This window comes from Nocardioides sp. InS609-2 (assembly GCF_023208195.1).
Classification (GTDB): Bacteria; Actinomycetota; Actinomycetes; order Propionibacteriales; family Nocardioidaceae; genus Nocardioides.
Map to the genome: position 1 here is coordinate 1114521 of NZ_CP060034.1, position 23122 is coordinate 1137642.

21 protein-coding genes are annotated in these 23122 nt (G+C 69.2%); 13 read left to right on the forward strand and 8 right to left on the reverse strand.

The genetic code is table 11. The features are described 5' to 3' along the window. Positions 1 to 16: 16 nt before the first annotated feature. The 4 genes from H4Q84_RS05855 (at position 17) to H4Q84_RS05870 (ending at position 3025) form a co-directional block, all read left to right on the forward strand. Positions 17 to 910 carry an SGNH/GDSL hydrolase family protein gene (locus H4Q84_RS05855; RefSeq protein WP_248583619.1) on the forward strand — a complete coding sequence of 298 codons (894 nt, stop codon included), beginning with the start codon at positions 17 to 19 and terminating at the stop codon, positions 908 to 910. A gap of 74 nt (positions 911 to 984) precedes the next feature. Continuing rightward, positions 985 to 1242: a hypothetical protein gene (locus H4Q84_RS05860; RefSeq protein WP_248582465.1), complete on the forward strand. Its 258-nt coding sequence runs from the start codon at positions 985 to 987 to the stop codon at positions 1240 to 1242. Positions 1243 to 1296: 54 nt separating this feature from the next. Then, positions 1297 to 2298: an HNH endonuclease signature motif containing protein gene (locus tag H4Q84_RS05865; protein WP_248582466.1), complete on the forward strand. Its 1002-nt coding sequence runs from the start codon at positions 1297 to 1299 to the stop codon at positions 2296 to 2298. A 355-nt stretch (positions 2299 to 2653) separates the two neighbouring features. Then, positions 2654 to 3025 (forward strand): hypothetical protein, encoded by a 372-nt coding sequence (locus H4Q84_RS05870; RefSeq protein ID WP_248582467.1) that lies wholly within the window; start codon positions 2654 to 2656, stop codon positions 3023 to 3025. 51 nt (positions 3026 to 3076) lie between these two features. On the opposite strand, the gene H4Q84_RS05875 is transcribed toward H4Q84_RS05870, so the two are convergent. Continuing rightward, a complete protein-coding gene (locus H4Q84_RS05875) occupies positions 3077 to 4333 on the reverse strand; it encodes an IS110 family transposase (RefSeq protein ID WP_248582468.1) in 1257 nt (418 codons plus the stop codon). 245 nt (positions 4334 to 4578) lie between these two features. Next, positions 4579 to 5847 (reverse strand): IS110 family transposase, encoded by a 1269-nt coding sequence (locus tag H4Q84_RS05880; protein WP_248582469.1) that lies wholly within the window; start codon positions 5845 to 5847, stop codon positions 4579 to 4581. Between the two features lie 135 nt (positions 5848 to 5982). On the opposite strand from H4Q84_RS05880, the gene H4Q84_RS05885 reads away from it, so the two are divergent. The 4 genes from H4Q84_RS05885 (at position 5983) to H4Q84_RS05900 (ending at position 10977) form a co-directional block, all read left to right on the forward strand. Next, positions 5983 to 7080 carry an IS630 family transposase gene (locus H4Q84_RS05885; protein WP_248582470.1) on the forward strand — a complete coding sequence of 366 codons (1098 nt, stop codon included), beginning with the start codon at positions 5983 to 5985 and terminating at the stop codon, positions 7078 to 7080. Positions 7081 to 7509: 429 nt separating this feature from the next. Then, positions 7510 to 8796, forward strand: coding sequence for a histidine kinase (locus H4Q84_RS05890; RefSeq protein ID WP_248582471.1), 1287 nt, complete (start codon positions 7510 to 7512; stop codon positions 8794 to 8796). Beyond that, a complete protein-coding gene (locus H4Q84_RS05895; protein ID WP_248582472.1) occupies positions 8793 to 9440 on the forward strand; it encodes a response regulator transcription factor in 648 nt (215 codons plus the stop codon). The genes H4Q84_RS05890 and H4Q84_RS05895 overlap by 4 nt, the downstream gene beginning before the upstream one ends. Before the next feature lie 328 nt (positions 9441 to 9768). Further along, on the forward strand, positions 9769 to 10977 hold the full coding sequence (locus H4Q84_RS05900) for an MFS transporter (protein ID WP_248582473.1): 1209 nt from the start codon (positions 9769 to 9771) through the stop codon (positions 10975 to 10977). Here the strand turns inward: H4Q84_RS05900 and ligA are convergent. Further along, complete coding sequence (gene ligA, locus H4Q84_RS05905) at positions 10966 to 13068, reverse strand: NAD-dependent DNA ligase LigA (protein ID WP_248582474.1); 2103 nt, start codon at positions 13066 to 13068, stop codon at positions 10966 to 10968. The genes H4Q84_RS05900 and ligA overlap by 12 nt on opposite strands. A 99-nt stretch (positions 13069 to 13167) precedes the next feature. On the opposite strand from ligA, the gene H4Q84_RS05910 reads away from it, so the two are divergent. From H4Q84_RS05910 to H4Q84_RS05930, 5 genes are all read left to right on the forward strand, one after another. Further along, the gene (locus H4Q84_RS05910) at positions 13168 to 13782 is read left to right on the forward strand and encodes an alpha/beta fold hydrolase (protein WP_248582475.1); all 615 of its coding nucleotides are present in this window, start codon (positions 13168 to 13170) and stop codon (positions 13780 to 13782) included. 103 nt (positions 13783 to 13885) lie between these two features. Next, on the forward strand, positions 13886 to 14539 hold the full coding sequence (locus H4Q84_RS05915; RefSeq protein ID WP_248582476.1) for a TetR/AcrR family transcriptional regulator: 654 nt from the start codon (positions 13886 to 13888) through the stop codon (positions 14537 to 14539). Further along, positions 14536 to 16194: an MFS transporter gene (locus tag H4Q84_RS05920; protein ID WP_248582477.1), complete on the forward strand. Its 1659-nt coding sequence runs from the start codon at positions 14536 to 14538 to the stop codon at positions 16192 to 16194. Before H4Q84_RS05915 ends, H4Q84_RS05920 begins: the two co-directional genes overlap by 4 nt. A 303-nt stretch (positions 16195 to 16497) precedes the next feature. Next, positions 16498 to 17559, forward strand: coding sequence for a M57 family metalloprotease (locus H4Q84_RS05925; protein WP_248582478.1), 1062 nt, complete (start codon positions 16498 to 16500; stop codon positions 17557 to 17559). Between the two features lie 11 nt (positions 17560 to 17570). After that, positions 17571 to 17987, forward strand: coding sequence for a DUF6855 family protein (locus H4Q84_RS05930; RefSeq protein WP_248582479.1), 417 nt, complete (start codon positions 17571 to 17573; stop codon positions 17985 to 17987). Here H4Q84_RS05930 and H4Q84_RS05935 read toward each other — a convergent pair. The 5 genes from H4Q84_RS05935 to H4Q84_RS05955 all read right to left on the reverse strand — a co-directional run bounded on the left by H4Q84_RS05935 (position 17984) and on the right by H4Q84_RS05955 (position 23110). Next, positions 17984 to 19195 carry a hypothetical protein gene (locus H4Q84_RS05935; protein ID WP_248582480.1) on the reverse strand — a complete coding sequence of 404 codons (1212 nt, stop codon included), beginning with the start codon at positions 19193 to 19195 and terminating at the stop codon, positions 17984 to 17986. The genes H4Q84_RS05930 and H4Q84_RS05935 overlap by 4 nt on opposite strands. Continuing rightward, positions 19195 to 19740, reverse strand: coding sequence for a SigE family RNA polymerase sigma factor (locus H4Q84_RS05940; RefSeq protein ID WP_248582481.1), 546 nt, complete (start codon positions 19738 to 19740; stop codon positions 19195 to 19197). Before H4Q84_RS05940 ends, H4Q84_RS05935 begins: the two co-directional genes overlap by 1 nt. 69 nt (positions 19741 to 19809) lie before the next feature. Then, positions 19810 to 20802: a methionine synthase gene (locus H4Q84_RS05945; RefSeq protein WP_248582482.1), complete on the reverse strand. Its 993-nt coding sequence runs from the start codon at positions 20800 to 20802 to the stop codon at positions 19810 to 19812. Next, the gene (mnmA, locus tag H4Q84_RS05950) at positions 20799 to 21941 is read right to left on the reverse strand and encodes a tRNA 2-thiouridine(34) synthase MnmA (RefSeq protein ID WP_248582483.1); all 1143 of its coding nucleotides are present in this window, start codon (positions 21939 to 21941) and stop codon (positions 20799 to 20801) included. The genes H4Q84_RS05945 and mnmA overlap by 4 nt, the downstream gene beginning before the upstream one ends. Continuing rightward, positions 21938 to 23110: a cysteine desulfurase family protein gene (locus H4Q84_RS05955; RefSeq protein WP_248582484.1), complete on the reverse strand. Its 1173-nt coding sequence runs from the start codon at positions 23108 to 23110 to the stop codon at positions 21938 to 21940. Before H4Q84_RS05955 ends, mnmA begins: the two co-directional genes overlap by 4 nt. Positions 23111 to 23122 lie beyond the last annotated feature (12 nt).

Sequence of the window (23122 nt, forward strand, 5' to 3'; positions counted from 1 at the left end):
TGAGAGCGTGAAACGCATGTCCGCGCTGGTCCGACCCCTGGTGATCGCCGCTGCCGTGGCGGCGATCGGTGTCGTCGCGGTGGCCGCTCCGGTGGCCATGAACGTGCCGGACCTGCCCGACGTTCCGCTCGTGTCTGAGCAGTACGTCGCGCTGGGTGACAGCTACACCGCGGCCCCGCTCGTCCCGAAGATGTCACTGGCCGGCGGGTGCGTCCGCTCGGAGAGCAACTACCCCTCTCTGGTCGCGGCGGCGAGGCCCGGCACCGAGCTCGTCGACCAGAGCTGCAGCCAGGCCGACAGCAGCCACCTCACCCAGCCCCAGGACACCGGGTCGTCGGTGGTGCCGCCCCAGCTCGACGCCGTCAACGCCGACACCGACGTCGTGACCCTCGGCATCGGCGGCAACGACTTCGACCTCTTCGGCAACCTGATGGGCTACTGCACCGCCCTCCGCGACCAGGACCCGAAGGGCAGCCCGTGCCGCGAAGCCGCGCAGCAGCCGGGCGTGGGCGACGTCTACCTCGACGTACTCCCCCAGATCCGTGACCACGTCGCCCGCGCAGTGCGCGAGATCCGTCGCCGCGCGCCCGACGCGCAGGTGCTGGTCGTCGGCTACCCGCAGATCGTGCCGGCCGACGGCCGCTGCGCCGCCCTGCCGTTCGCCGAGGGCGACGTGGAATACGCGCGAACGGTCAACCGGCGGCTCGTCACCACGGTCGAGGCGGCCGCCCGCCGTGCGGACGCGACGTACATCGATGTCTGGAAGGCCACCGCCGGCCGCGACATCTGCGCCGACGACCCGTGGATCAACGGCTCCCAGACCACCTTCGAGAAGGCACTGGCCTATCACCCGTTCGCCGCGGAGCAGGCTGCCGTCGCCGAGCTCGTGGTCGAGGCGCTGGGCGATTGAGGCTGCGCTGCTCGTCTTCCACAGGCCCCGAATCGTGGCCCGGAAATGTCGGCGGTCCCTGGTTGGCTTCTTGTATGGCGATCACGACGAGCGAGCTCCCCGACACCGCATCCGCGGTGCTGGCGTTCGCGCGCTCATCGCGTGTCACGGCCGATCGGGCGGAGGCGGAGCTGCTGGTCGCCGCGTGCCAGTGGGCTGACCTGCACCCGGCTTCGTCGGCCTCGGATGCGGCGGCGTTCCTGATCCCGGGTGGCTCCGAGCATGAGGAGCCGGTCGCTGGTCCGGGTGCGCCGTTGGTGGCGGAGTTCTGCATCGCCGAGGCGCTGTCCTGAGGAGGGCCGCTAGGCCCGTCTCGAAGGGTCGGTGCGGTCTTGGGCATCTCGACGGTGTCTGCGAAGCACCTGATCGGTCAGGCCCTCGAGCTCCGACACCGACTCCCGCGGTTGTGGCGCCGTGTCCAGTCCGGTGACCTGCCGGCCTGGCGGGCACGCCGGGTCGCCGAGACCACCATCCACGCCGGCCTGTGCCGAGAAGCCGCGTCGTACGTCGACGCGCAGCTCGCCCCATTCGCACGCCGCACCTCGGTCAGTGCGGTGGACCGGTTGGTCGATGCCGCGATCGCACGGTTCGACCCCGCCCGCGCCACCGAGGCCGCCCGACAGGCTGCCGACGGGCGGCGCGTGACGATCGATGAGGAGCACGTCTCGTTTGCGGGCACCATGCGGGTCACCGCGGAGCTCGACCTGGCCGATGCTCTCGACTTCGGGGCCGCCGTCACCCAAGGAGCGCAGACGTTGAAGAGCCTCGGGTCCGAGGAGTCCCTCGATGCCCGGCGAGCGTCCGCGGTCGGAGAGCTGGCCCGGTCCCAGCTCGCCCTCCCGTTGGGTGAGGAGGTTGCGCAGCAACCGTCTCGAAACCAAGGTTCAGCAGCGCGGCAGGTCGTCCTTCACGTGCACATGCGCGGCGGAGATCCGGTCGCCCGGCTCGAGCGCGGCAACCTCGCCACCCTCGACCAGATCGAACGCTGGTGCGGCCAGTCCCAGACCCAGGTGGTCGTGAGGCCGGTCATCGACCTCAACGAACCCATCGTGTGCGACGGATACCAACCCTCGGCGCGGCTGCGCGAGCAGGTCATCCTCCGCGACCGGACCTGTGTGTTCCCCTGGTGCACCAGACCAGCGAGGTCCTGCGACCTCGACCACATCGTCCCGTGGCAGGACGGCTGCGAGACCTCGACGGCGAACCTTGCCGCATTGTGTCGACGACATCACTGGCTCAAGACCCACAGCGCCTGGCGCTACGAACGCACCGGCCTAGCGAAGTACACCTGGACCAGCCCCCGCGGCAACACCTACCTGCGCGACCCGTCCGGCACCGAGCCCGGTTGACCACATCGCCCCACACCCCGTCGATCCGACCGGCGGGGTCCGAGTCGTGCCGCGAGCCGCCCTTGCCATCCGGACGCGCCTGGCGTCTCACCGTGAGGCGCGACTTGTCCGTTCGCCTCGCCCTGGGGGTGTCACCACCTCCTGATCAGTGAGGCCCCTGAGGAGCTGACGACCTCTCATGCCGAGACGAGTGTGTTTGGGTGCACGGGTTCCCGGCGCCTGACACCCTGGTGCCGTGCGCTCTGATGGGGCAGTGTTGCCCGACCTTGCTGAGACGACGGTGTTGCACCGATTGCTGCTTGTGCGGTCTGACGAACTCCCAGACCTCGCTGCGCGTTGGCTTGCATCCGACCTTGTGGACACCGAGTCGGTGCGTGTGCTCGCGGGCTACGACCGGCGCGATGCTTGGGCGCTGGAGCAACTACTCGCTGATTCCGTCTCGGAGGCGAACGTCGATGTTCCCAGCGACACTGGCACCGTGCAGGGGATCGCTGTCGACTGGGTCGGAAGCGCCTGGCGGCAGACGCAAGACACCCGGTGGGCGGTCACAACCCTGGCGCACCTGGGCGAGACCGATCCAGAGTTCGACCTCGGGTTGTTCATCGGCCTCGACGACGAGTGGAGTGGCAGCTGGGGAAGGCTGGACGCTGACCTGAAGCAGGCTGCAAAGCAGGAGCTTGCGCGGTTGCTCCATGGCGATGACCACGGAGCATCGTCAACGCACTGACATGCCGCGTTGTGGGCGGCTACGCTCGCCCGGATCTGGCTCCCCTCTGTGTCAAGGCGCTGTTCGAGTGAGGGTCTTCCGACCGGCTGGTGGGCGGCGTAGCGTCGGTTGTGCGGGTCCGGGAAGTGGCTTATCCGAAGTGTCGATTCGCGGGGGTAGGTCGGCCGCGCTGGATTCTTGAGTCGCCCCGCTGTGCCCTCCCGGATCCGCACCCTTAGCCGTTGCGGCGGCGGCGTTGTCGGCAACGAGTTGGCGGTAGACGACGTCGGACAGGCGTCGTTTCAGGCACCGCAACGCTTCCATCGGGGTCTTGCCCGCGGCGAGCTTGCGCCGGTAGTAGGCGCGGCCTTCGGTGTCGTGGCGGATCTGCACGATCGCCGCGACGTGGAGCATGTGGTTCATCCGCCGGTTCCCGGCTCGGGAGAGCCGGTGCCTGTTTTGCTCGCCCGAGGACGCATCGAGCGGTGCGGTCCCGGTCCAGGACGCGAACCTGTTTCGGTCGGCGAACCTGGCCACGTCACCGACGTCGGCCAGGGTGCGTGCGGCAACCGCGGGCCCGACCCCGTGTATGTCCATCAGTGACGACCCGCGTGCGGTGACCGCTGCCTTCAGCTCAGCCTTCATCTTCTTCAGCTTCGCGTCGACCGCGACCAGGTCTGCGATCTCCTCGGCCGCCATCCGCCGACGCGTCTTCCCAGCGATGTCACGGGGACGGACAGTGGCCAGCATCGCCTTGGCCTGCGCGGCGGACAGGTCACGTTTGCGCTGGCCAGGCAGCAGTTCGCTCAACAGTCGCTGCAACCGGTTCACGGTCTGGACCCGTTGGTGGGCAAGCTCGTCGCGGCGGTCGGTGAGCATCCGCAACGCCTCGAGCTCACCATCGGCGGCCACGGTGCGCAGCCCCGGGGTGCGCACGGCGACTACCGCGATCGAGTGCGCATCGAGGGCGTCGGTCTTGCGGTTGTGGCCAGTGTCGAAGAGCCGCACCCGCGCTGCGAGCTTCGCCGGCACATCAACAACAAGCTCGCCGTTCTCGACCAGGCGCTGAGCCAACGGACGGCCGGCGCCGTTGGCTCCCTCGACCGCCCACGTGCGGCGTTGCCACTGCCTCACATAACGCTGCATCGCGGCATAGCCGGCCTTGTCGCTCGGGAACCGGCCGGTACCGAGGAGCTGTTCGTTGGTATCGACGACCTCGATCGTGGCCGACATCTTGTGGGGATCGACCCCGATGATCACGCCCTTCGTTGCGCTCATCCTGCTCACCTCGTCTGTCACTCGTTCCGATAGAGACGGCGAGGTGGGCATTGCTACTACGAGCTGGGCAGTCCCCTCTTGAGCCACGCCTCGTCACGGTGACCAGCGGGTCGCAGACCGAAAGTGAGCCACACCCCAAAACCCGGGTGGGCAGCCGCGATTGAGAGCGTCCCGCCGATCACCTAGATCGAAGTCTGGCCAGACACCGATCCTGCCGGAAGTCTCCTAGTCCGAAAATGAAGGGTGAGTGGGCAGGTGGCAGCTCCCGGCGGAGCCGGGAATCAGGTCTGTGCAGGTCAGGCTGCGGATTCGAGGGTGACTCGGTAGCCGAGGGCTTCGAGCTGTCGGATGTGGTTGCGCTTCTTGGTCTCGGTGTTGACGTTTCGTACGAAGTGGTCGGCTCCGAGGTCGTTGAAGCCGGCGTCGGGGTCAGCGAGTAGGTGCCAGATAACGACGAGGATGGAGCGGCCGACCGCGACGATCGCCTTCTTCTTGCCCCGGCGTCGCGCGATCCTGCGGTAACGCTCTCCGAGGAACGTGTCGCTGCGGCCGGCGATGACCGCGGCCTCCCCGAGAACCCGTGCCAGGTACCGGTTGCCGTGTCCGGTGGACCCGTTGCCCTTGCTCTTGCCCGCGGAGGACTTGAACCCCGGTGAGAACTTCGCCCACGAGCACAGGTGCCCGGCCGTGGGGAACCGGGTCATGTCCACGCCGATCTCGGCGATGATGATCGCGGCCGCGATAGGTCCGATATCGGGGATCTCGTCAAGGCGTACGGCGTCTCGGGCGAACGGGGCCAGGAGCGACTCGATCTGTGCGTCCAGCACGGCGATGTCGGCGTCGATCCCGTCGATGCGGGCCAGCATCTGAGCCAGCAGGAACCGGTGATGGTCATCGAAGTGACCCGTGAACGCCTCCTGCAGTTGGGGGATCTTGGCGCGCATCCGAGTCCGCGCCATGTTCGCCAGGACCTTCGGATCACGTTCGCCAGCGATCATCGCTGCCATCATCTGTCGCCCAGAGACACCGAAGATGTCCGAGGCCACCACCGAGAGCTTGATGCAGGCGTCCTCCAACAACTTCTCGACCCGATTCTTCTCCGCGGTCCTTGCTCCGACCAGGTCGATCCGGTAGCGAGTGAAGTCGCGCAGCTGGCGGATCGGCCGCGGCGGCACGAAGCTGGGCCGCAGCATCTGGCGCTCCGCGACCTTGCACAACCAGACCGCATCGAGCACGTCGGTCTTGGGTCGCCCCGGTAGGTGGCGGACGTCGCCGGCGTTGACCAGCCACGGCTGCAGGCCATGAGCCTCGAGCAGGTAGAACACCGGCTTCCAATAGTCCGAGGTCGCCTCCATCACCACCCGTTCGATGCCGAGATCGACCAGGTGATTGGCCAACTCGGTCAACGACCGGGTCATCGTCGAGTGAGTCGAGACCTCCTGCAGACGTCTCTTCGCACCGCCTGTCCCGGGGACCCGGACACAGCAGACCAGCTCTGCTTTGCCGATGTCCACGGCGGCCACCCGCTCGATGATCTGTTCCTCGTCGACCGACTCAGCCAGCATTGGTTCTCATCTCCCACCTCCACGAGTTCTCGACGTTGAACCACGTGACCGTCCGGGGAGACCACAGAAAGAAGCAGAATCTAGTGGTCCGCGTGGGAAATAGTCATCGGGTTGATGAAGTGAAATCATGGGCGCATGGCGAATCGACCTGCTCCGGCCCTGGTGCTGCGTGATGGTGACCGGGACAAGCTCGAGCGACTGACTCGCTCCTCGACGGTCTCGGCTGGTGCGGCTCAACGGGCTCGGATCGTGTTGCTGGCAGCCGACGGGGTGCCGAACGACCAGATCTGCGAGCTCGTCGGGTGCGGCCGTCAGAAGGTGCTGCAGTGGCGGGGCCGCTACCAGGGCAAGGGCATGGCCGGGCTCCTCGACCGGCAGCGTCCGGGCCGTCCGCGCACGATCGACCATCGCAAAATCGTGGCCGAGACACTGAAGCCCCCGCCGAAGAAGCTCGGCGTGACGCACTGGTCCACGCGGCTGTTGGCGGCTCGGTTGAAGGTCAGCGCCTACACCGTCGCGGAGGCTTGGCGTTCCTACGGGGTCAAGCCGTGGCGCTCGGAGTCGTTCCGGTTCTCCACCGATCCCGAACTCGAGGCCAAGGTCATCGACATCGTCGGGCTGTACCTGAACCCGCCAGAGAACGCGATCGTGCTGTGCGTGGACGAGAAGTCCCAGATCCAGGCACTGGACCGCACCATGCCGGTCCTTCCGATGCAACCCGGGCTCGTCGAACGCCGCTCTCACGACTACGTCCGCCACGGCACCACCACCTTGTTCGCCGCGCTGGAGATCGCCACCGGGAAGGTCACCGCCGCTCTCAAGCCGCGGCACCGCAACCAAGAGTTCCTCGCGTTCCTCAAGCAGGTCGAACGCGCCTACCGCGACGTCGTCGACGAGACCGGCCAGCCCGTCGATCTGCACCTGGTGATGGACAACTACGCCGCCCACAAACACGCCAACGTGAAGAACTGGCTCATCGAGAACCCGCGCTTCAAGATCCACTTCACCCCGACCCACGCCTCCTGGATGAACCTCGTCGAGGTCTGGTTCTCCCTCATCGAACGCCAAGCCATCCGCCGCGGCGTGTTCACCTCGGTCAAGGACCTCAACACCAAGATCCGCACCTACATCGACTGCTGGAACGAACGCTCCCACCCCTTCGTCTGGACCAAGACCGCCGACGAGATCCTCACCAAAGCCAACCGGATGAAGACTTCAAATCCGGACCACTAGTCCTCGTGCTCGCCCGCAGAGGCGGCAACAATGAAGGGCCCAGAGCGTGATCCCCGCGCCCGGCTAGTAGACGCCCTCAACGGAGCATAGAGACACGGCGTCACCGGACGACACGAGAACATTTTCGCCCGGGAACGGGCGCCCCGGAAGGGGCAACTTGGCTAGTAGCCGCGATCCGCGCTTGTGCGGCATCCGCTCAACCGGGATTCGGATTGGCCCACTTGCCGCGTGCGCCCTCGGGCTGAAGCGGTTCTCAGCATCGAGACATGAAACTGAAGCCATGGCCTCGACATCCCACAGCTGATCGCCTCCGACGGCCAAAGGAGTAAGCCGAAGTCGAGGCAGCCCGGACCCCTCAGGCCTGCGACCTTGTGTGCCACCCCCGTGCGAGGGAGCGAGTTGGCCCGCGAGAGGGTGGTAGGCGTCTTCATGACCCTGGAGGCTGCAGACATGAGAGTCGTACTTGCCCATGTCCGTCGATGGGCCGGCGCGCCACAAGTCTTCGCGCTGACCGCTCTGGTCGCTACAGCGTTGCTTGTGGTGCTGGAGAGTCAGACCCCGTGGGACATCACTTACACGCCGACGTCGGGCAACGGGTTCATCGTGGAGTCCAACGTGCGGCCAGTATGGGCGGTCTTGGGGAGCATCCTTCTTGTCGGCGCCCCTCTTGCGGCTTTGCGCTCGGTGCTGCTCGGAGTCCTGCTGGTGTTGCCTCGCCTGATCATGGGGTTGGCAATTGGGTTTGCCTGGCCGTGGACGGCCTATGCCGCGTTCATGTCTGTCGCGGTGTGCGCCTCCTGGAGGCGCCCGCGAGTGGCCCGGTTCGTAGCAGCGGTAGCCGTGGCGCAGCCGATCGCGGTGATCGCGAATCGGGGCCGGATGATGACTCCTGGTGGGTCGGTCGAGCTTGGGCTTCAGGGGGCAGGCACATCGGGGCTGATCCTCACCGGCGTCTTTTATGTGGTCGCGACGGTCCTGGTCATGCTGCTCACGATCCTCCTGCGGCGAGAAGCCGCGCGAGAACGCGATCTCTTTGAGCTGGTCCGTGGCCGCCGTGAGGTGGCCAGCAATGCCGCTGTGTTGGGTGAGCGCGCAAGGCTGGCCCGTGACCTGCACGACGTGGTCGCCCACCATGTCTCGTTGATCGCGGTTCGGGCTGAGACTGCGCCCTACACCTATCCCGACCTGTCAGCTGAGGCCCGTGACGTGCTTGCCGAGATCGCCGACGAGGCGCGTAAGGCACTCGATGAGCTGCGTGGCGTGCTCGGAATCCTGCGGCGCTCCGACGGGGATTCCCAGCTCGCGCCCCAACCGACCGCCGTGAGCATTGGGCGCCTGGTGCTTGATGCGCAGGCGGCCACGGACGTCGTCTCGGGTTCGCTGCAGGGGCTGGAAGCCGTTCAGCCAACACCGGGATATGTGGCCTACCGGGTCGTTCAGGAGGCGCTCACCAATGCGCGTCGGCACGCTCCCGGGGCAGCCGTGGACGTGACAGCGCACGGTGACGGCGCCGGCGGCATCAGAGTGTTGGTGAGCAACCGTGCCCCTCGCGACGCCGGACTCGAGCGCGGCCGAGGACTGGCTGGCATGGCCGAGCGGGTGGACGCCGCCGGAGGGCACCTCGAGATCGAACTCCGCGACGGTGACTTCGTGGTCGAGGCCCGTCTCCCGGCGGTATCCCGTCCAAGGCATCACGAGCAGGAGGACCCTCAATGAGGGTCGTGGTCGCCGATGACCAGCCGATCATCTGCGCGGGGTTCGCCGCCCTGCTCGACGCGCAGCCCGGTCTCGATGTCGTCGGCACCGCCGGAGACGGTGCGGAGCTGCTGGCGTTGGTCGCGGCCGAACAGCCCGACGTGGCACTCGTCGACGTCCGGATGCCGGTGATGGACGGCATCGAGGCGACCAGATTGATCGCAGCCAGACACCCCACTCGAGTCCTGATCCTGACGACCTTCGATCTCGACGAGTACGTCTTCGATGCCCTTCGCGCCGGCGCCAGCGGGTTCCTCCTCAAGGACGTGACCGGACCACGCCTCGTGGAAGCGGTACGAATGGTTGGGGAGGGCTCAATGCTGCTGGGTCCCGGAGTGACCCGGCGACTGGTCGAGGACTTCGGCGTGCGCCGAGAGCCCACCGTGGACCCCTTGATGAGTCGAGGCCTGACAGCGCGCGAACGCGAGATCCTCTACCTGCTGGGCCGAGGGTGGTCCAACGCGGAGATCGCGGAGTCCCTCGTGCTCGCAGTCGAGACAGTAAAGAGCCACGTGGCGGAAGTCTTGCGCAAGCTCGCTTTGCGTGACCGAGTCCAAGTGGTGGTGTGGTGCTACGAGAACGGTCTGGCGCAGCCGGGGCCTTGATGGATCCAGCCACCAATCCCGATGATCCGAGTCCCTGCGCGGGCCCAATGACCGCGATAGCCACGGCATGAGATGCAGCCCAGCCGGATCCTGCAGAACGGTGAGGCCTGACACAAGAGCAGAGGCTGCGTGCCCCCATCCCACGCAGTACAAGCAGTGATCTCAGCTGCAACGAAGAGCGATCGAACGTCCTGACATGCCGCGATTCGCGCGTCTGCGACCCCCACTCATGCCGTTGAACGGTCCGTGTCAGCTGGACGTGCGACAGGTGCTGACGCCCCCCTGCCCCGATGCACTGGCTCGAACGCGCTGTGGCAGCCTTCGGCCAGTGAGTCCCCGCACCCGGAACGCCCTGCTGACGCTCGGGATCGTGGCCCTGGCCTTCAACCTCCGGCCGGCCGCCGTCAGCATCGGTCCGGTGCTCGACGACATCCGTCACGGCCTGGGGATGTCGGGCTCGGAGGCCGGGGTGCTCACCTCGCTCCCCATCATCGCCTTCGCGGTGTTCGGAGGACTCGCCCCCCGGCTCGCCCGCTGGCTCGGGCCGCACCGGCTCACCCTCGTGGCGCTGCTGTGCGTCGTGGTCGGGCTCTTCAGCCGCAGCCGGGTCGACGGCGTCGTCGCGTTCCTGGCCCTGTCGCTGCTGGCGCTGGCGGGGATGGCGACGGCCAACGTGCTGATCCCCTCCCTGATCAAGCAGCACTTCCCGGGCCGCGTCGGCACGATGACCGCCGCCTACACGACCTCACTGGCGGTCGGCCTGACCTCGGCATCTGTGCTGACCGTCCCGGTCGGCGCAGCCCTCGACGGATGGCGCAGCGGCCTGATGGTGTGGTCGCTGACCGCAGCGGTCGCCGTGCTGCCGTGGGTGGCGCTGGTGCGCGAGGACCGCGCCCCCGAGGAGGAGGAAGAACCGGCGACGCCGATCCGGTTGGCAGATGTGGCCCGCACCCGACTCGGCTGGATGATGGCGCTCTTCTTCGGGCTCCAGTCGGTGCAGGCGTACTCGATCTTCGGCTGGTTCGCCGACATCTACCACGATGCCGGTTTCTCAAGCGGCACGGCCGGCCTGCTGCTCGGCGTGACGACCGCGGTCAGCATCCCGACGTCGTTCGTCGTCCCTGCCCTCGCCGGCCGGCTCCGCCACGTGACATGGCTCGTGGTCGGCTTCTTCGGCTGCTACGTGGTCGGCTACCTCGGTCTCGCCGTCGCGCCGGCCGAGGGCGCCCTGGTGTGGGCCGTGCTGGTCGGTCTGGGCACGGCGACCTTCCCGCTCGTCCTGACCCTGATCGGCCTGCGAGCCCGTACGGCGCCGGGCACGGCGGCGCTCTCGGGCTTCACCCAGTCGGTCGGCTACCTGATCGCCGCAGTCGGACCGTTCCTGGTGGGGGTGCTCCACGACCTCAGCGACGGCTGGACCGTGCCACTGCTCGCGCTGGCAGCGTTGACGGTGCCGCTCCTGGTCTCCGGCCTGGCCATCTCACGCACGGTCTACCTCGAGGACCAGCTGCGCCCGCGCCAGCCCTCACAGCCCTGACGGCCCGTGCTCCAGCAGCACCTTGAAGCCGGCCTCGTCGAGGACGAGTACGCCGAGCTTCTCGGCCTTCTCGGCCTTGGACCCGGCGTTCTCGCCGACCACGACGTAGTCGGTCTTCCTCGACACCGAGCCCGAGGCCTTGCCACCGCGGCTGATGATCGCCTCCTTCACCGAGTCGCGGGTGAAGTCCTGCAGCGAGCCGGTGGCGACGATGGTGAGGCCTTCGAGCGTGCGGGTCACCGACTCGTCGCGCTCGTCCTCCATCGTGACGCCGGCCGCTCGCCACTTCTCGACGATGGCGCGGTGCCAGTCGGACTGCTCGCCGTCGAACCACTCGCGCACCGCCGACGCGATGGTCGGCCCGACGCCCTCGGCATCGGCGAGCTCTTGCTCGGAGGCGTCGACGACGGCCTGCATCGAGCCGAACCGGGCGGCGAGCGCCCGTGCCGCCGTCGGGCCGACGTGCCGGATAGAGAGGGCCACGACGACCCGCCACAGCGCCACCGTCTTGGCCTTGTCGAGGTTGTCCAGGAGGCGCTGGCCGTTGGCCGAGAGGACCCGGTCACCTTCCTCGGTCTTCTTGGCGGCCCGGGTGAACAGGTCGGTGGTCAGCAGCTTGTCCGCGGTGAGGTCGAAGATGTCGCCCTCGTCGGTCATCACTCCCGCCGTGAGCAGCGCGTGTGCTGCCTCGGACCCGAGGCCCTCGATGTCGAAGGCGCCGCGGCCGGCCACGTGGAAGACCCGGTCGAGGAGCTGGGCCGGGCACTCGCGGTGGTTGGGGCAGCGGAGGTCCTTGTCGCCCTCCTTCTGCTGCACCAGCGCGGTCTTGCACGACGGGCACTTCGTCGGCATCCGCCAGGGCTTGAGGCCCTTGGGCCGCAGGCCGAGCACCGGCCCGACGATCTCGGGGATCACGTCGCCCGCCTTGCGCAGCACCACGGTGTCGCCGGGCCGGACGTCCTTGCGCTTGACCTCGTGGGCGTTGTGGAGCGTCGCCCGCTCGACGGTCGAGCCGGCCACCTTGGTCGGCTGCATCACCCCGAACGGCGTCACCCGACCGGTGCGGCCGGTGTTGACCTCGATCGAGATCAGGAGGGTGTTGACCTCCTCGGGCGGGTACTTGAACGCGATCGCCCACCGCGGCGCCCGACTGGTCGACCCGAGCTGGCGCTGCAGGGAGACCTGGTCGACCTTGACGACGACGCCGTCGATCTCGTAACCGACGATGGTGTGCCGGTTGTCGCCGGCGTTCTCGATGAACTTCTGGACGTCGTCGAGCGTGGGCACCACCCGCACTTGGTCGGAGACCGGCAGCCCCCAGGTGCGCAGCGCGTCGTACGCCGTGGACTGCGAGGTCGGCTCGAAGCCCTCGCGGGCGCCGATGCCGTGGCAGACCATGCCGAGGTCGCGGGTGGCGGTGACCTTCGGGTTCTTCTGGCGCAGCGAGCCGGCCGCGGCGTTGCGCGGGTTGGCGAACAGCGGCTTGCCGGTGTCGGCCATCGAGGCATTGAGGCGCTCGAAGGCGTCGCTGGGCAGGAACACCTCCCCGCGCACCTCGACCAGCGCCGGCACCGGGAACTCGTCGGACCCGGTGAGCCGGTGCGGCACCGACGCGATGGTCTTCACGTTGGGGGTGACATCCTCGCCGGTGCGGCCGTCTCCGCGGGTCAGCGCGCGCACCAGGCGGCCCTGTTCGTAGAGCAGGTTGATGGCCAGGCCGTCGACCTTGAGCTCGCACAGCAGCGCCGGGTCGCTCACCCCGTCGCGCACCAGCCGGGCATGCCACAACGCCAGCTCGTCGTACGAGAACGCGTTGTCGAGCGACTCCATGCGCTGGAGGTGGTCGACGGCGGTGAAGTCGGTCGAGACCGCGCCGCCTACTTTCTGAGTCGGCGAGTCGGGGGTGCGCAGCTCGGGGTAGTCGTCCTCGAGCGCCTCCAGCTCACGGAGCCGTACATCGAAGTCGGCGTCGTCGAGGGTCGGGTCGTCGAGCACGTAGTAGCGCCAGCGGGCGTCCTCGACCTCCTCGGAGAGCTGCTGGTGGCGGTCACGGGCCTCGGGAGGCGCGGCAACGGGTACGGCGTCGCTCATGGCGGCATTCTGCCCGGTCCCACCGACATCATTTCGCCGGCGGCCCATCTGGCACGCTGACCGCTCCGAACACCACACGTGGAGACGACAACCCCGCACATGAGTGCTGCTCCCTCGCTGACGACGTACGCGCGGCCTGCCCGGACCCGCGGCGCGATCCTGATGCTGCACGGGGGCAAGGACCGCGGCGACGAGATCGTCGACAACCGCAGTGCCTCGTGGCGCCGCTCGGCCGCGATGGCCAGGGCCATCTCGCCGGCCGTAGAGGAGGCCGGCGTCGCCCTGCACCTGCTCCGCTACCGGCACCGCGGCTGGAACGGTGGAGCCGGCCCGATCGCCGACGCCCGCTGGGCCCTGGCCGAGCTGCGCCGGGAGTACGCCGACCTGCCGATCACGCTTCTGGGCCACTCGATGGGCGCTCGCACCTCGATCCACGTCGCCGACGACCCGGCGGTGCGCGGCGTGGTCGCGCTGGCGCCGTGGTTCAACCCCGGCGAACCCGTGGAGGCGCTGGCCGGTCGCGGCCTCGTGGCAGCTCACGGCAGCCAGGACCGCATCACCAGCGCTCGGGCAACGCGGGCCTTCGTCGCTCGGGCAGCCCGGGTGGCCGACGCGGAGTTCGTGGACATGGGTCCGGTCGGCCACTACATGCTGCGCCGCATCTCGCGGTGGAACGACCTGGCCCGCGAGCGCTCCCTGGAGCTACTGGTCTAGAACTTTCGATTAAATTGATTTGAGGGAATGAATCCCGATCCCTACGCTGTTGATGAAACGAAACGGTTTCGTTTCAACCCAATCGACAGGCAGGCAGGACCGGATGACCCCGCAGACTCCGCCGCACGCCGCCGCCGACGGCGCAGCGGCCCGGCCGCGCGTCGAGGGCGACCGCGAGCAGGAGATCTTCGACGCCACCCTGTCCGTGCTCGCCGACGTCGGCTACGACCGCCTCACCATGGACGCCGTCGCCACCGCATCGAAGGCGTCCAAGGCCACGCTCTACCGCCGCTGGAACAGCAAGGTGCACCTCGTCACCGAGGCGCTGGCCGCACAGAAGGCCCAGCCAGAGGCGCCCGACACGGGCACCCTGCGCGGCGACCTCATCGCGTCCTTCTGCGGCCTGGGCGGCATGACCGACCCCCAGCAGATGGCCACCTTCTCCAGCGTGCTGACCGCCATGGTCCGTGACCCGGAGTTCGCCGCGGCCTACCGCCGCGACGTGCTCGGGCCGAAGATCGCCACCACCGCTGCGATCTACCGCCGCGCCGCCGAGCGCGGCGAGCTGTGTCCCGACGTCGACCTCGAGGTCGTCGCCCCCGCCCTCGCGGGCATCCTGCTGCACCGCTTCTTCGTGCTCGGGGAGTCTCCCGACGAGGAAGCCATCGCCCGCGTCATCGACCACGTGATCCTCCCGGCCGCAACGCGACCGGCTGACCCGACCGCACATCCCTCAACACCGAAGGACTTGTCATGACCGACATCACCGCGTCGCCGCCCGAGGTGGACGCAACCGAGCGTCGCCGCCTCCGTTGGGCGCTCGTCATCATCTCGATGGTCCAGCTGATGGTGGTGCTCGACAGCACCATCGCCAACATCGCGCTGCCCTTCATCGGCCGCGATCTCGACATCAGTGCCGCCAACCTGCAGTGGATCGTCACCGGCTACGCGCTCGCCTTCGGTGGCCTGCTGCTGCTCGGTGGCCGGCTCGGTGACCTCTACGGCCGCCGACTCGTCTTCACCGTCGGCATCGTGATCTTCGTCAGCGCCTCGCTCCTGGGTGGCCTGGCGCAGTCCGAGTTCATGCTGCTCGGCGCCCGTGGCTTCCAGGGCCTCGGCGCTGCGCTCGCCTCCCCCGCTGCCCTGGCGCTGATCACCACGACCTTCCCGGCCGGACCGGAGCGCAACCGCGCCTTCGCCGTGTACGCCGCGATGTCGGGTGCCGGCGCGGCGGTCGGCCTGATCCTCGGTGGCTGGCTCACCGGGCTCGACCAGCCCCTCGGCATGAGCGGTTGGCGGCTGACCTTCCTGATCGTCGTACCCATCGGTCTGGTCGCGGCCTTCCTCGCCCCGCGCTTCTTCAATGAGTCTGAGAAGCACCCCGGCGAGCTTGACGTCCCGGGCGCCATCACCGGCACCCTGGGCCTGCTCGGCATCGTCTACGGCCTCTCGCGGGCCGGTGACGCCCAGTACGGCTGGGGCGACACCTGGACCGTCGCCAGCCTTGCCGTCGGCGTCGCCCTCCTGGCGGTCTTCGCCATCATCGAGTCGCGCGTCGAGCACCCGCTGCTGCCGTTCCGCATCTTCGCCAGCCAGACCCGCGCCGCGAGCTTCCTGGCGATGGCGCTGATGCCGGCCGCCATGTTCTCGATGTTCTTCTTCCTGAGCCTGTTCGTGCAGAACGTCATGGGCTACAGCCCGCTCAAGACCGGTGTCTCGTTCCTGCCGTTCTCGTTCGGCATCGTGATCAGCGCGACGATCGTGTCGAGCCTGATCAACCGGATCGACGCGCGCTACATCGCCGGTGTCGGCACCCTGCTGGCGTCGGCCGCCCTGTACGGCTTCTCGCGGCTGTCGGTGCCCGACGGCGCATCCGACGTGCTCAACTCGCTGAGCTCCGGTGAGGCGCTGGGCTCCGGGGTCAACTACTGGACCGAGATCCTGCCGTTCGTGCTCCTGATGTCCTTCGGCATGGGCGCGGTGTTCGTGCCGCTCACTCTGACCGCCGTACACCACCTGCGCTCCGAGGACTCCGGCATCGGCTCGGGTGTCCTCAACACGATGCAGCAGGTCGGTGGCGCCCTCGGTCTCGCGACGCTCAGCACTGTCGCGACCAGCAGCATGACCACCCGGGCACAGGACATCGCCCCGGCGATCGGTGAGGGCCTCAACCAGGCCGCTCAGCAGGACCCGGGTCTGATGGACCGGCTGGCGGGCATGTTCCGCGTCGACTCGGTCGACCAGGTAGTCCAGCAGGTCGCCGGGCTCGGCGCGTTCCCCGACGGCGCCACCAGCGCGTTCTTCGTGGGCACGTTCATGATGCTCGCCGGCTCGGTCGTCGTGTGGCTGTTCCTCAACGTGAAGCACGAGGAGCTCGCCACCGACGGGCCGGAGGGCGTGCACGTCGGCTGATCGCACCTCGGTCGGTCAGAGCACTGAGAAGCACCCGATCCGCACCGGATCGGGTGCTTCTCGGACATCTGGACTCCTACTCATGCGCCGCAGCCTGACCGACTTCGGGGATGCCAACACGCAGCACCCCGTCCTAGGTTGACCGGGCCGAAAGGACCGGCAGGGCGCCGAGGAGGAGCGGGGGCGACATGACCCGGCTGCACAGGTACGTCGCCCTCCTCGGCGCCGTCACACGCCCAGTTGTGGTGGCGACCGCCGGTCGTTCTCTCCTAGGGTGGGCCGCGTCGACCACCAGGGGAAATGATGTCCAGGTTCCACAGGCTCGCCGCGCTGATCGGCTCGCTCGCCGTCATGCTCACGATGATCGCCGTCGCCATGCCCGCCGAGGCCGCGGTGCGGAAGTGGCCACGCGGCAACGTCAGCTACTTCGACGCCACCAAGGACAAGGCCGCGGTCAAGGCCGCCGTCTCCGCGTGGAACAAGTCGGGCGTCAACGTGCACTTCAAGAAGATCAAGGGCCGCAAGAAGGCCGACATCGTCATCCGCAACAGCAAGCACGTCCCCGCCGGCTGCGGCACCGGCCTCGCGACGCTGGGTTACCTCGGTGGTCGCCAGGGCTTCGTCAACATCCTGCACGGTGACGACTCCGGCGGGCAGAGCTGCGCCCAGCCCGGCCAGACCCTCGTGGTGACCCACGAGCTCGGCCACGTGCTCGGTCTCACTCACACCGACAAGCGCTGCTCGGTGATGAACACCTCGCACACCAACGGTGTCGCGCCGACCCAGTGCATCGCGAGTGACCCGGCGACGCTCGCGAAGCCCGGCCGTTGGTGGTGCCGGGGTCCGGAGCAGAAGGACCTCAAGGTCCTCCAGAAGCTGTACGGCGGCAAGCCAAAGGCCGTGCCCGCCAACCCGTGGTGCGACGCGATCGACCGGATCCCCGCCAGCGGCCCGATGACCGCCGCGTTCGACCCGTCCGGCAACCTCAACATCACAATCACCCGCGCCGCCGAGCCACCGGTGCCGGGTTGGCTCGGCACCTACTACTACGGCGCTCCCGGATTCGAGGTGCACGTGACTCCGGGGGCCTGCACGGCAGTGCCGGGCAATGACGCCACGCTGTTCACCTCCGACCTGTGGGACGTGCCGGTCGGGGCAGCGCAGACCACCAGCAGCTACAAGCCACTCACGCCCGGGGTCAACTGTGTGAGCGCCTGGTCGTTCGACCAAGGCAGCAACTATGCCCTGGCCCCCGCTACCGCCCTGGTCACCGTGGCCGCACGGCCGGCCACCCGGGCCGCCGAGCCCTGGGTCGACACCGCGCACCGGGCGCCCGAGACGCCGAAGGTCATCCGCTTCGACTGAAGGAGACAGCCATGAACGCAGGCAGTGGCACAGAAGCAGAGCCTTGGCTGCTGAAGACGGCTCCCGGTAGCTCCGAGTACTCGATGTACAAGGACGAGGCGGCCGAGCCGCCGGTGCTCATCTGCCAGGTCGGGTCGACCACGCTCCGGTACGACCTGAGGGCCGTCGACGACCTGCACCGCTGGCTCCTCGAGCAGGACGACTGGGTGCCGCTGGGTGCGGCCGACGAGAAAAAGCCGGCGGCCGAGGGCACCGTCGAGGCGTTCGGGCGGTCCGCCGACAACCCGATCGGTGGCTGGTACGGCCTGCGCAAGGGTTACCGCGGCCGCTTCGGCATGTACCTCCCGCCGTTGCTCGAAGCACTCGGACTGGTCGTGATGACGCACGATGCGCGCAACAACAGCGTCCGGGCAGTCCCGGCGCCCTAAGGAACTGCGACGACCCTCGACGGTCCGGTGCCGTCAGGGGCCTCGTTCCAGATGAACGCACCGGCCCAGGCGTCGATCCCGTCGACGGCGGTGATGCCGTCGCGGCGTACCAGCCGGTCCTGGGCCTGGTCGCCGCGGCGCAGCAGGTAGACCCCGTCGCTGGCATCGATCACGAGTGCGCCCTCCATCAGGTCGATGCCCGCGACTCCCCACCCGGCGACCGTGGCCTGTGACTTGCCATCTCCGAGGAAGGTCCGCACCACGGCGGCCCGGCCGCCGTCGCACTGCACCCATGCGGCGATCAGATAGCTGTTGGTCGCCAGCGAGTTGCGCGGTGCCACCTCGCAGCCCGGATCGAGCTCGAGCGGCAGCGTCGCCGGCTCGTCGAAGTCGTGGTCGATCACCTCGACGGCGTCGGGCCGCGCCACCGGCACCCACGCGACCTTGCCACCGCCCGAGCCGACCGCGATCGCCGCGCCGGGCAGGTCCGTCTCGAGGGTGGCACCCGGCCGCAGCCGGGCGGCATAGATCATCGCGCGCCGGGCCGACAGGTCGGAGGCGATCACGTAGAGCTTGGCGCGGATGAGGTAGATGTCGTCGACGGTGGCCCCGGCCGGCAGGCCATCGAGGGTGCCCGTCACGTCGAACCACTCGCCACTCGCGACGTCGCGCACCGACAGGTCGAGCTCGCGCGCCGCCGGGTCGCCCCAGACTTCCCAGCTGCTGTCGACGGTCAGCGGCATCATCGTCGCTCCCGGGGTCCGGCCCGGCGGTGGCGTCAGCTCGGCGACGTCAGCATTGCCGCCCACCACGGAGAAGGAGTAGCTGCCGTCGGTGATCTTCATCAGTACGACGCCACCGTCGTTGGTGTGGCTGGTGAACCGCTGCACCGTCGTGTCGTCGGACGTGACCATGAGCTGGTCGTTGTAGTCGACCCGCGGCTCGGCGGGCAGTGCGTCGGCAAGCGGCAAGGCGCCCGCCGGCGGCTGGTACGCCGGGCCGGGGGTCGGCGGCGCGGTGCTGACCTCCCGGGAGAGTCCGTAGCCGAGGCCGGCGATCGCGACCACGGCTGCGACCAGGCCGCCGATCACTGCCGTCGTACGCCGGGTGTGGTCGCGTCGGGCGGCGCGCACGATGTCGGCCGGCGAGTGCGTCTCGGCCGGGGCGTGGGCGACCGCGTCGTCGAAGAGCTCCTTGAGGTCGGGCATCACTCGCTCCTTCCCGAGAGGCTCAGCGCGTCGCCGGAGGCGTCGGCCCAGATGGTCCGCAGCGCGGCGATGCCGCGCGAGGTGGAGGACTTCACGGTGCCTTCGCCGATGCCGAGGATGTCGGCCACCTCGGCGATCGGCAGGTCCTCGTAGTAGCGGAGCACGACGCACGCCCGCTGCCGGGCGGGCAGCTCGGCGAGGCACTGGTTCAGCAGGTCGCGATCCGCGGTGGCGCCAGAGTGGTCGCGCACCGCACGGCCGCCGATGTCGAGCACCTCGGCCACGGGCAGCTCGGTGCTCGACCGACGCCGCTGCGCGTCGATCACCGTGTTGACGACCGTGCGGCGGGCATAGGCCTGGACGGCGTCGAGGTGCCGCAGCCGCGGCCAGTGCCGGTAGACCTTGATCAGCGCTTCCTGCCCGTGGTCGGAGGCCACCGACCAGTCGCCGCACATGAGGTACGCCGTGCGGCGCAGGGAGGTCTGGCTGGCCACGACGAACGCCTCGAACTCGTCGACGTCTCGCTTGTGCCTGCCGAGTTGCATCGGCCACCTCCCTCACGTTCGCGGTTGTTGCTGTCCACGGTCCAACGAGACGGGAGCGCGATGAGGTTGTCAGGTGAGGTGAGTCGCCGAGAGCTGGCAGGTCTGCAGCGCTTGCCGCGCCCAGGAGGGAGACGCGCCGGCCAGCCCGCAGGCGGGCGTGATGACGAGCTGGTCGCCGACGCCGGCCGGGTCGATGCCGAGCATGTCGAGCCAGCGCAGCACCCGGTCGACGACGGCCGAGTCGGTCGGCGGCGAGTCGGGCTCCAGGGTGGGTACGACGCCGAGGGCGACGATCTCGCCGGCCTCGATTGCCTCGCCCAGCTGGTCGTGGCCGGCCGCGGTGATCGTGTCGAGGTCGACGGCGAGGCCGCGGGCACCGGCGCCGCGAAGCAGGTCGAGTGGCGTGCCGGGTGCGCACGCGTGCACCCACGGCTCTCCCCCGCTCTCGGTGATCGCATCGAGCACCCACTCCAGCGCAGCCGACGCCTCGGGCGGGTGCACCGTGCGGTGCCGGCCGAAGCCACTCGCCGTCGGCACGCCTCCGGTGAGTACGGCGCCCAGTGCGGGTTCGTCGACCTGCACGATCAGACGGTCGGCACCCCCGACGCGACGTCGTACGTCAGCGACGTGGGAGCGGACCCCTTCGGCCAGCGACTGGGCGAGGTCGCGACGGGCGCCGTGGTCGGAGAGCACCTTGTCACCACGCGGCTTCTCGACCGTGGCGGCGAGTGTCCACGGACCGACGACCTGGATCTTCAGCGGGCCGGCGTAGCCCTGGGTCTGCTCCTCGAAGACGTCGAGGTCCTGGGCAAGCAGCGACCGGGCGCGACGCAGGTCCGCACCCGCGGCGTCCGTGAGTCGCCAGCCGGCCGGCTGCACGTCGGCGCCGAGGCCCTCCGCGATGGCGAGCCCGCGGCCGGTCATGTGCCCGCCCGCACCACGCTCGGGCAGCTCGGGCAGGTGTGGCAGGCCGGAGACCTCGCCGAGGACGACCCGGACCGCTTCGTCGAAGTCGCGCGCGTCGTCGCCGGGCATCGAGCCGATGCCGGTGGCAAGCGTCACGCGGTCACCCCGGTGCGCGCGGTCGCGCTGATCGTCGCGGACCCGACCACCCGGCTGCCGTCGTAGATCACGGCGGCCTGACCGGGCGCGATGCCCTCGGCAGGGTCGAGCAGGTCGATATGCACCTGCTCGTCGTCGACGCGCACCCGTGCGCGGTGCTCGCCACCGTGGGCGCGCAGCTGCACGGTCGCGTCGAGCTCGCGCGGCACGGTGCCGCACCAGCGCGGCTTGATGCCGGTGATGGTGTCGATGGCCAGCCGGTCGCGCGGGCCGACTCGGACCGTGCCGGAGACGGGCTCGATGTCGAGCACGAAGCGCGGCTTGCCGTCGGCGGCCGGGATGCCGAGATGCAGGCCGCGGCGTTGTCCGATGGTGAAGGCGTAGGTGCCCTCGTGGCTGCCGACAACCTCACCGGAGTCGTCGTCGACGATGTCGCCGCCGTGGTTGGGAGCCCGGTCGCCGAGCTTCTCGCGGAGCCACCCGGCGTTGTCGCCGTCGGCCACGAAGCAGATGTCGTGGCTGTCGGGCTTGTCGGCCACCAGCAGTCCCCGCGCAGCGGCCTCGCGTCGTACGTCGGGCTTCGCGGTGTCGCCCAGCGGGAACATCGCGTGCGCCAGCTGGTCCTGGGTCAGCACGCCCAGCACGTAGGACTGGTCCTTGGCGTGGTCCTCGGCCCGGTGCATCTCGATCAGCCCGTCGTCGCCGGTGCGCAGCTGCGCGTAGTGTCCGGTCGCCACCGCGTCGAAGCCCAGCCCGATGGCCCGGTCGAGCACCGCGGCGAACTTGATCTTCTCGTTGCACCGCAGGCACGGGTTGGGCGTGCGGCCCGCGGCGTACTCGTCCATGAAGTCTTCGACGACGTCCTCGTGGAAGCGCTCGCTGAGGTCCCAGACGTAGAACGGGATGCCGATGATGTCGGCCGCACGCCGGGCATCGTTGCTGTCCTCGATGGTGCAGCAGCCGCGTGCTCCCGAACGGTACGACGCGGGGTTGCGCGAGAGCGCGAGGTGGATGCCGGTGACGTCGTGACCGGCCTCGTGGGCGCGCGCGGCTGCGACGGCGGAGTCGACGCCACCGGACATGGCAGCGAGCACCCTTCGAGAGGGCTCGTTCCTCGCCACCTCAGGACCCGCCTTCATGGCAGTCGCGACTGTCGGGCCCGCTCGACGACCGGGCCGATGGCGGCCACGAGCGCGTCAACGTCGGACTGGGTGGACGTGTGGCCGAGCGTGAAGCGCAGCGAGTGACGGGCCTGCTCGTCGCTGCAGCCCATCGCCAGCAGGACGTGCGAGGGCTGGGGCACGCCCGCCGAGCAGGCCGAGCCGGTGGAGCACTCGATGCCACGTGCGTCGAGCAGCATCAGCAGGGAGTCGCCCTCGCAGCCGGGGAATCCGATGTGGGCGTTGCCGGGCAGCCGGTGGGTGGGGTCACCGTGCAGGTGCGCCTCGGGCACCTCGACGAAGACCCGCGCGAGCAGGTCGTCGCGCAGGGCGGAGACCCGCGTGCCGTAGGCACTCTGCTCTTTCGCGGCCGTCTCGATCGCGGCGGCGAATGCGGCGACCGCGGGCACGTCGAGGGTGCCGCTGCGGATGTCGCGCTCCTGGCCGCCGCCGTGGGCCAGCGGCGTGACGACGACCTCGCGACGCACGATCAGCGCGCCGACGCCGTAGGGCCCCCCGAGCTTGTGTCCGGTCAGGGTCAGCGCATCGACACCGGATGCGGCGAAGTCGACCGGCACGGCGCCGACCGCTTGGACGGCGTCGGTGTGCACGGGGATTCCGTGCTCGGTCGCGAGGGCGACGACCTCGTCGATCGGCTGGAGGGTGCCGACCTCGTTGTTGGCCCACATCACCGAGATCAGGGCGACCTCGTCGGGGTCGCGCTCGACGGCGGCACGCAGGGCGTCGAGGTCGAGGCACGCACGCTGACAGACTGGCAGCAGCTCGACGTCGGCATCTTCGTGCCCGGCCAGCCAGTGCAGCGGATCGAGTACGGCGTGGTGCTCGATCGCCGTCGACAGGATGCGGGACCGCGGCCGGTCAGCCTGCCGGCCCCAGTAGATGCCCTTGAGTGCGAGGTTGTCGGCCTCGGTGCCGCCGGAGGTGAACACGACCTCGCCGGGGCGACAGCCGATCGCACGCGCGACGGTCTCGCGCGACTCTTCGACGACCCGTCGGGCAGCGCGCCCGGACGCGTGCAGCGAGCTCGGGTTGCCAACCTCGCGGAGGTGCGCCGTCATCGCCTCGATCGCCACCGGCAGCATTGGCGTGGTGGCTGCGTGGTCGAGGTAGACGGGGGGCTGGTTCATCGCACCCACCAG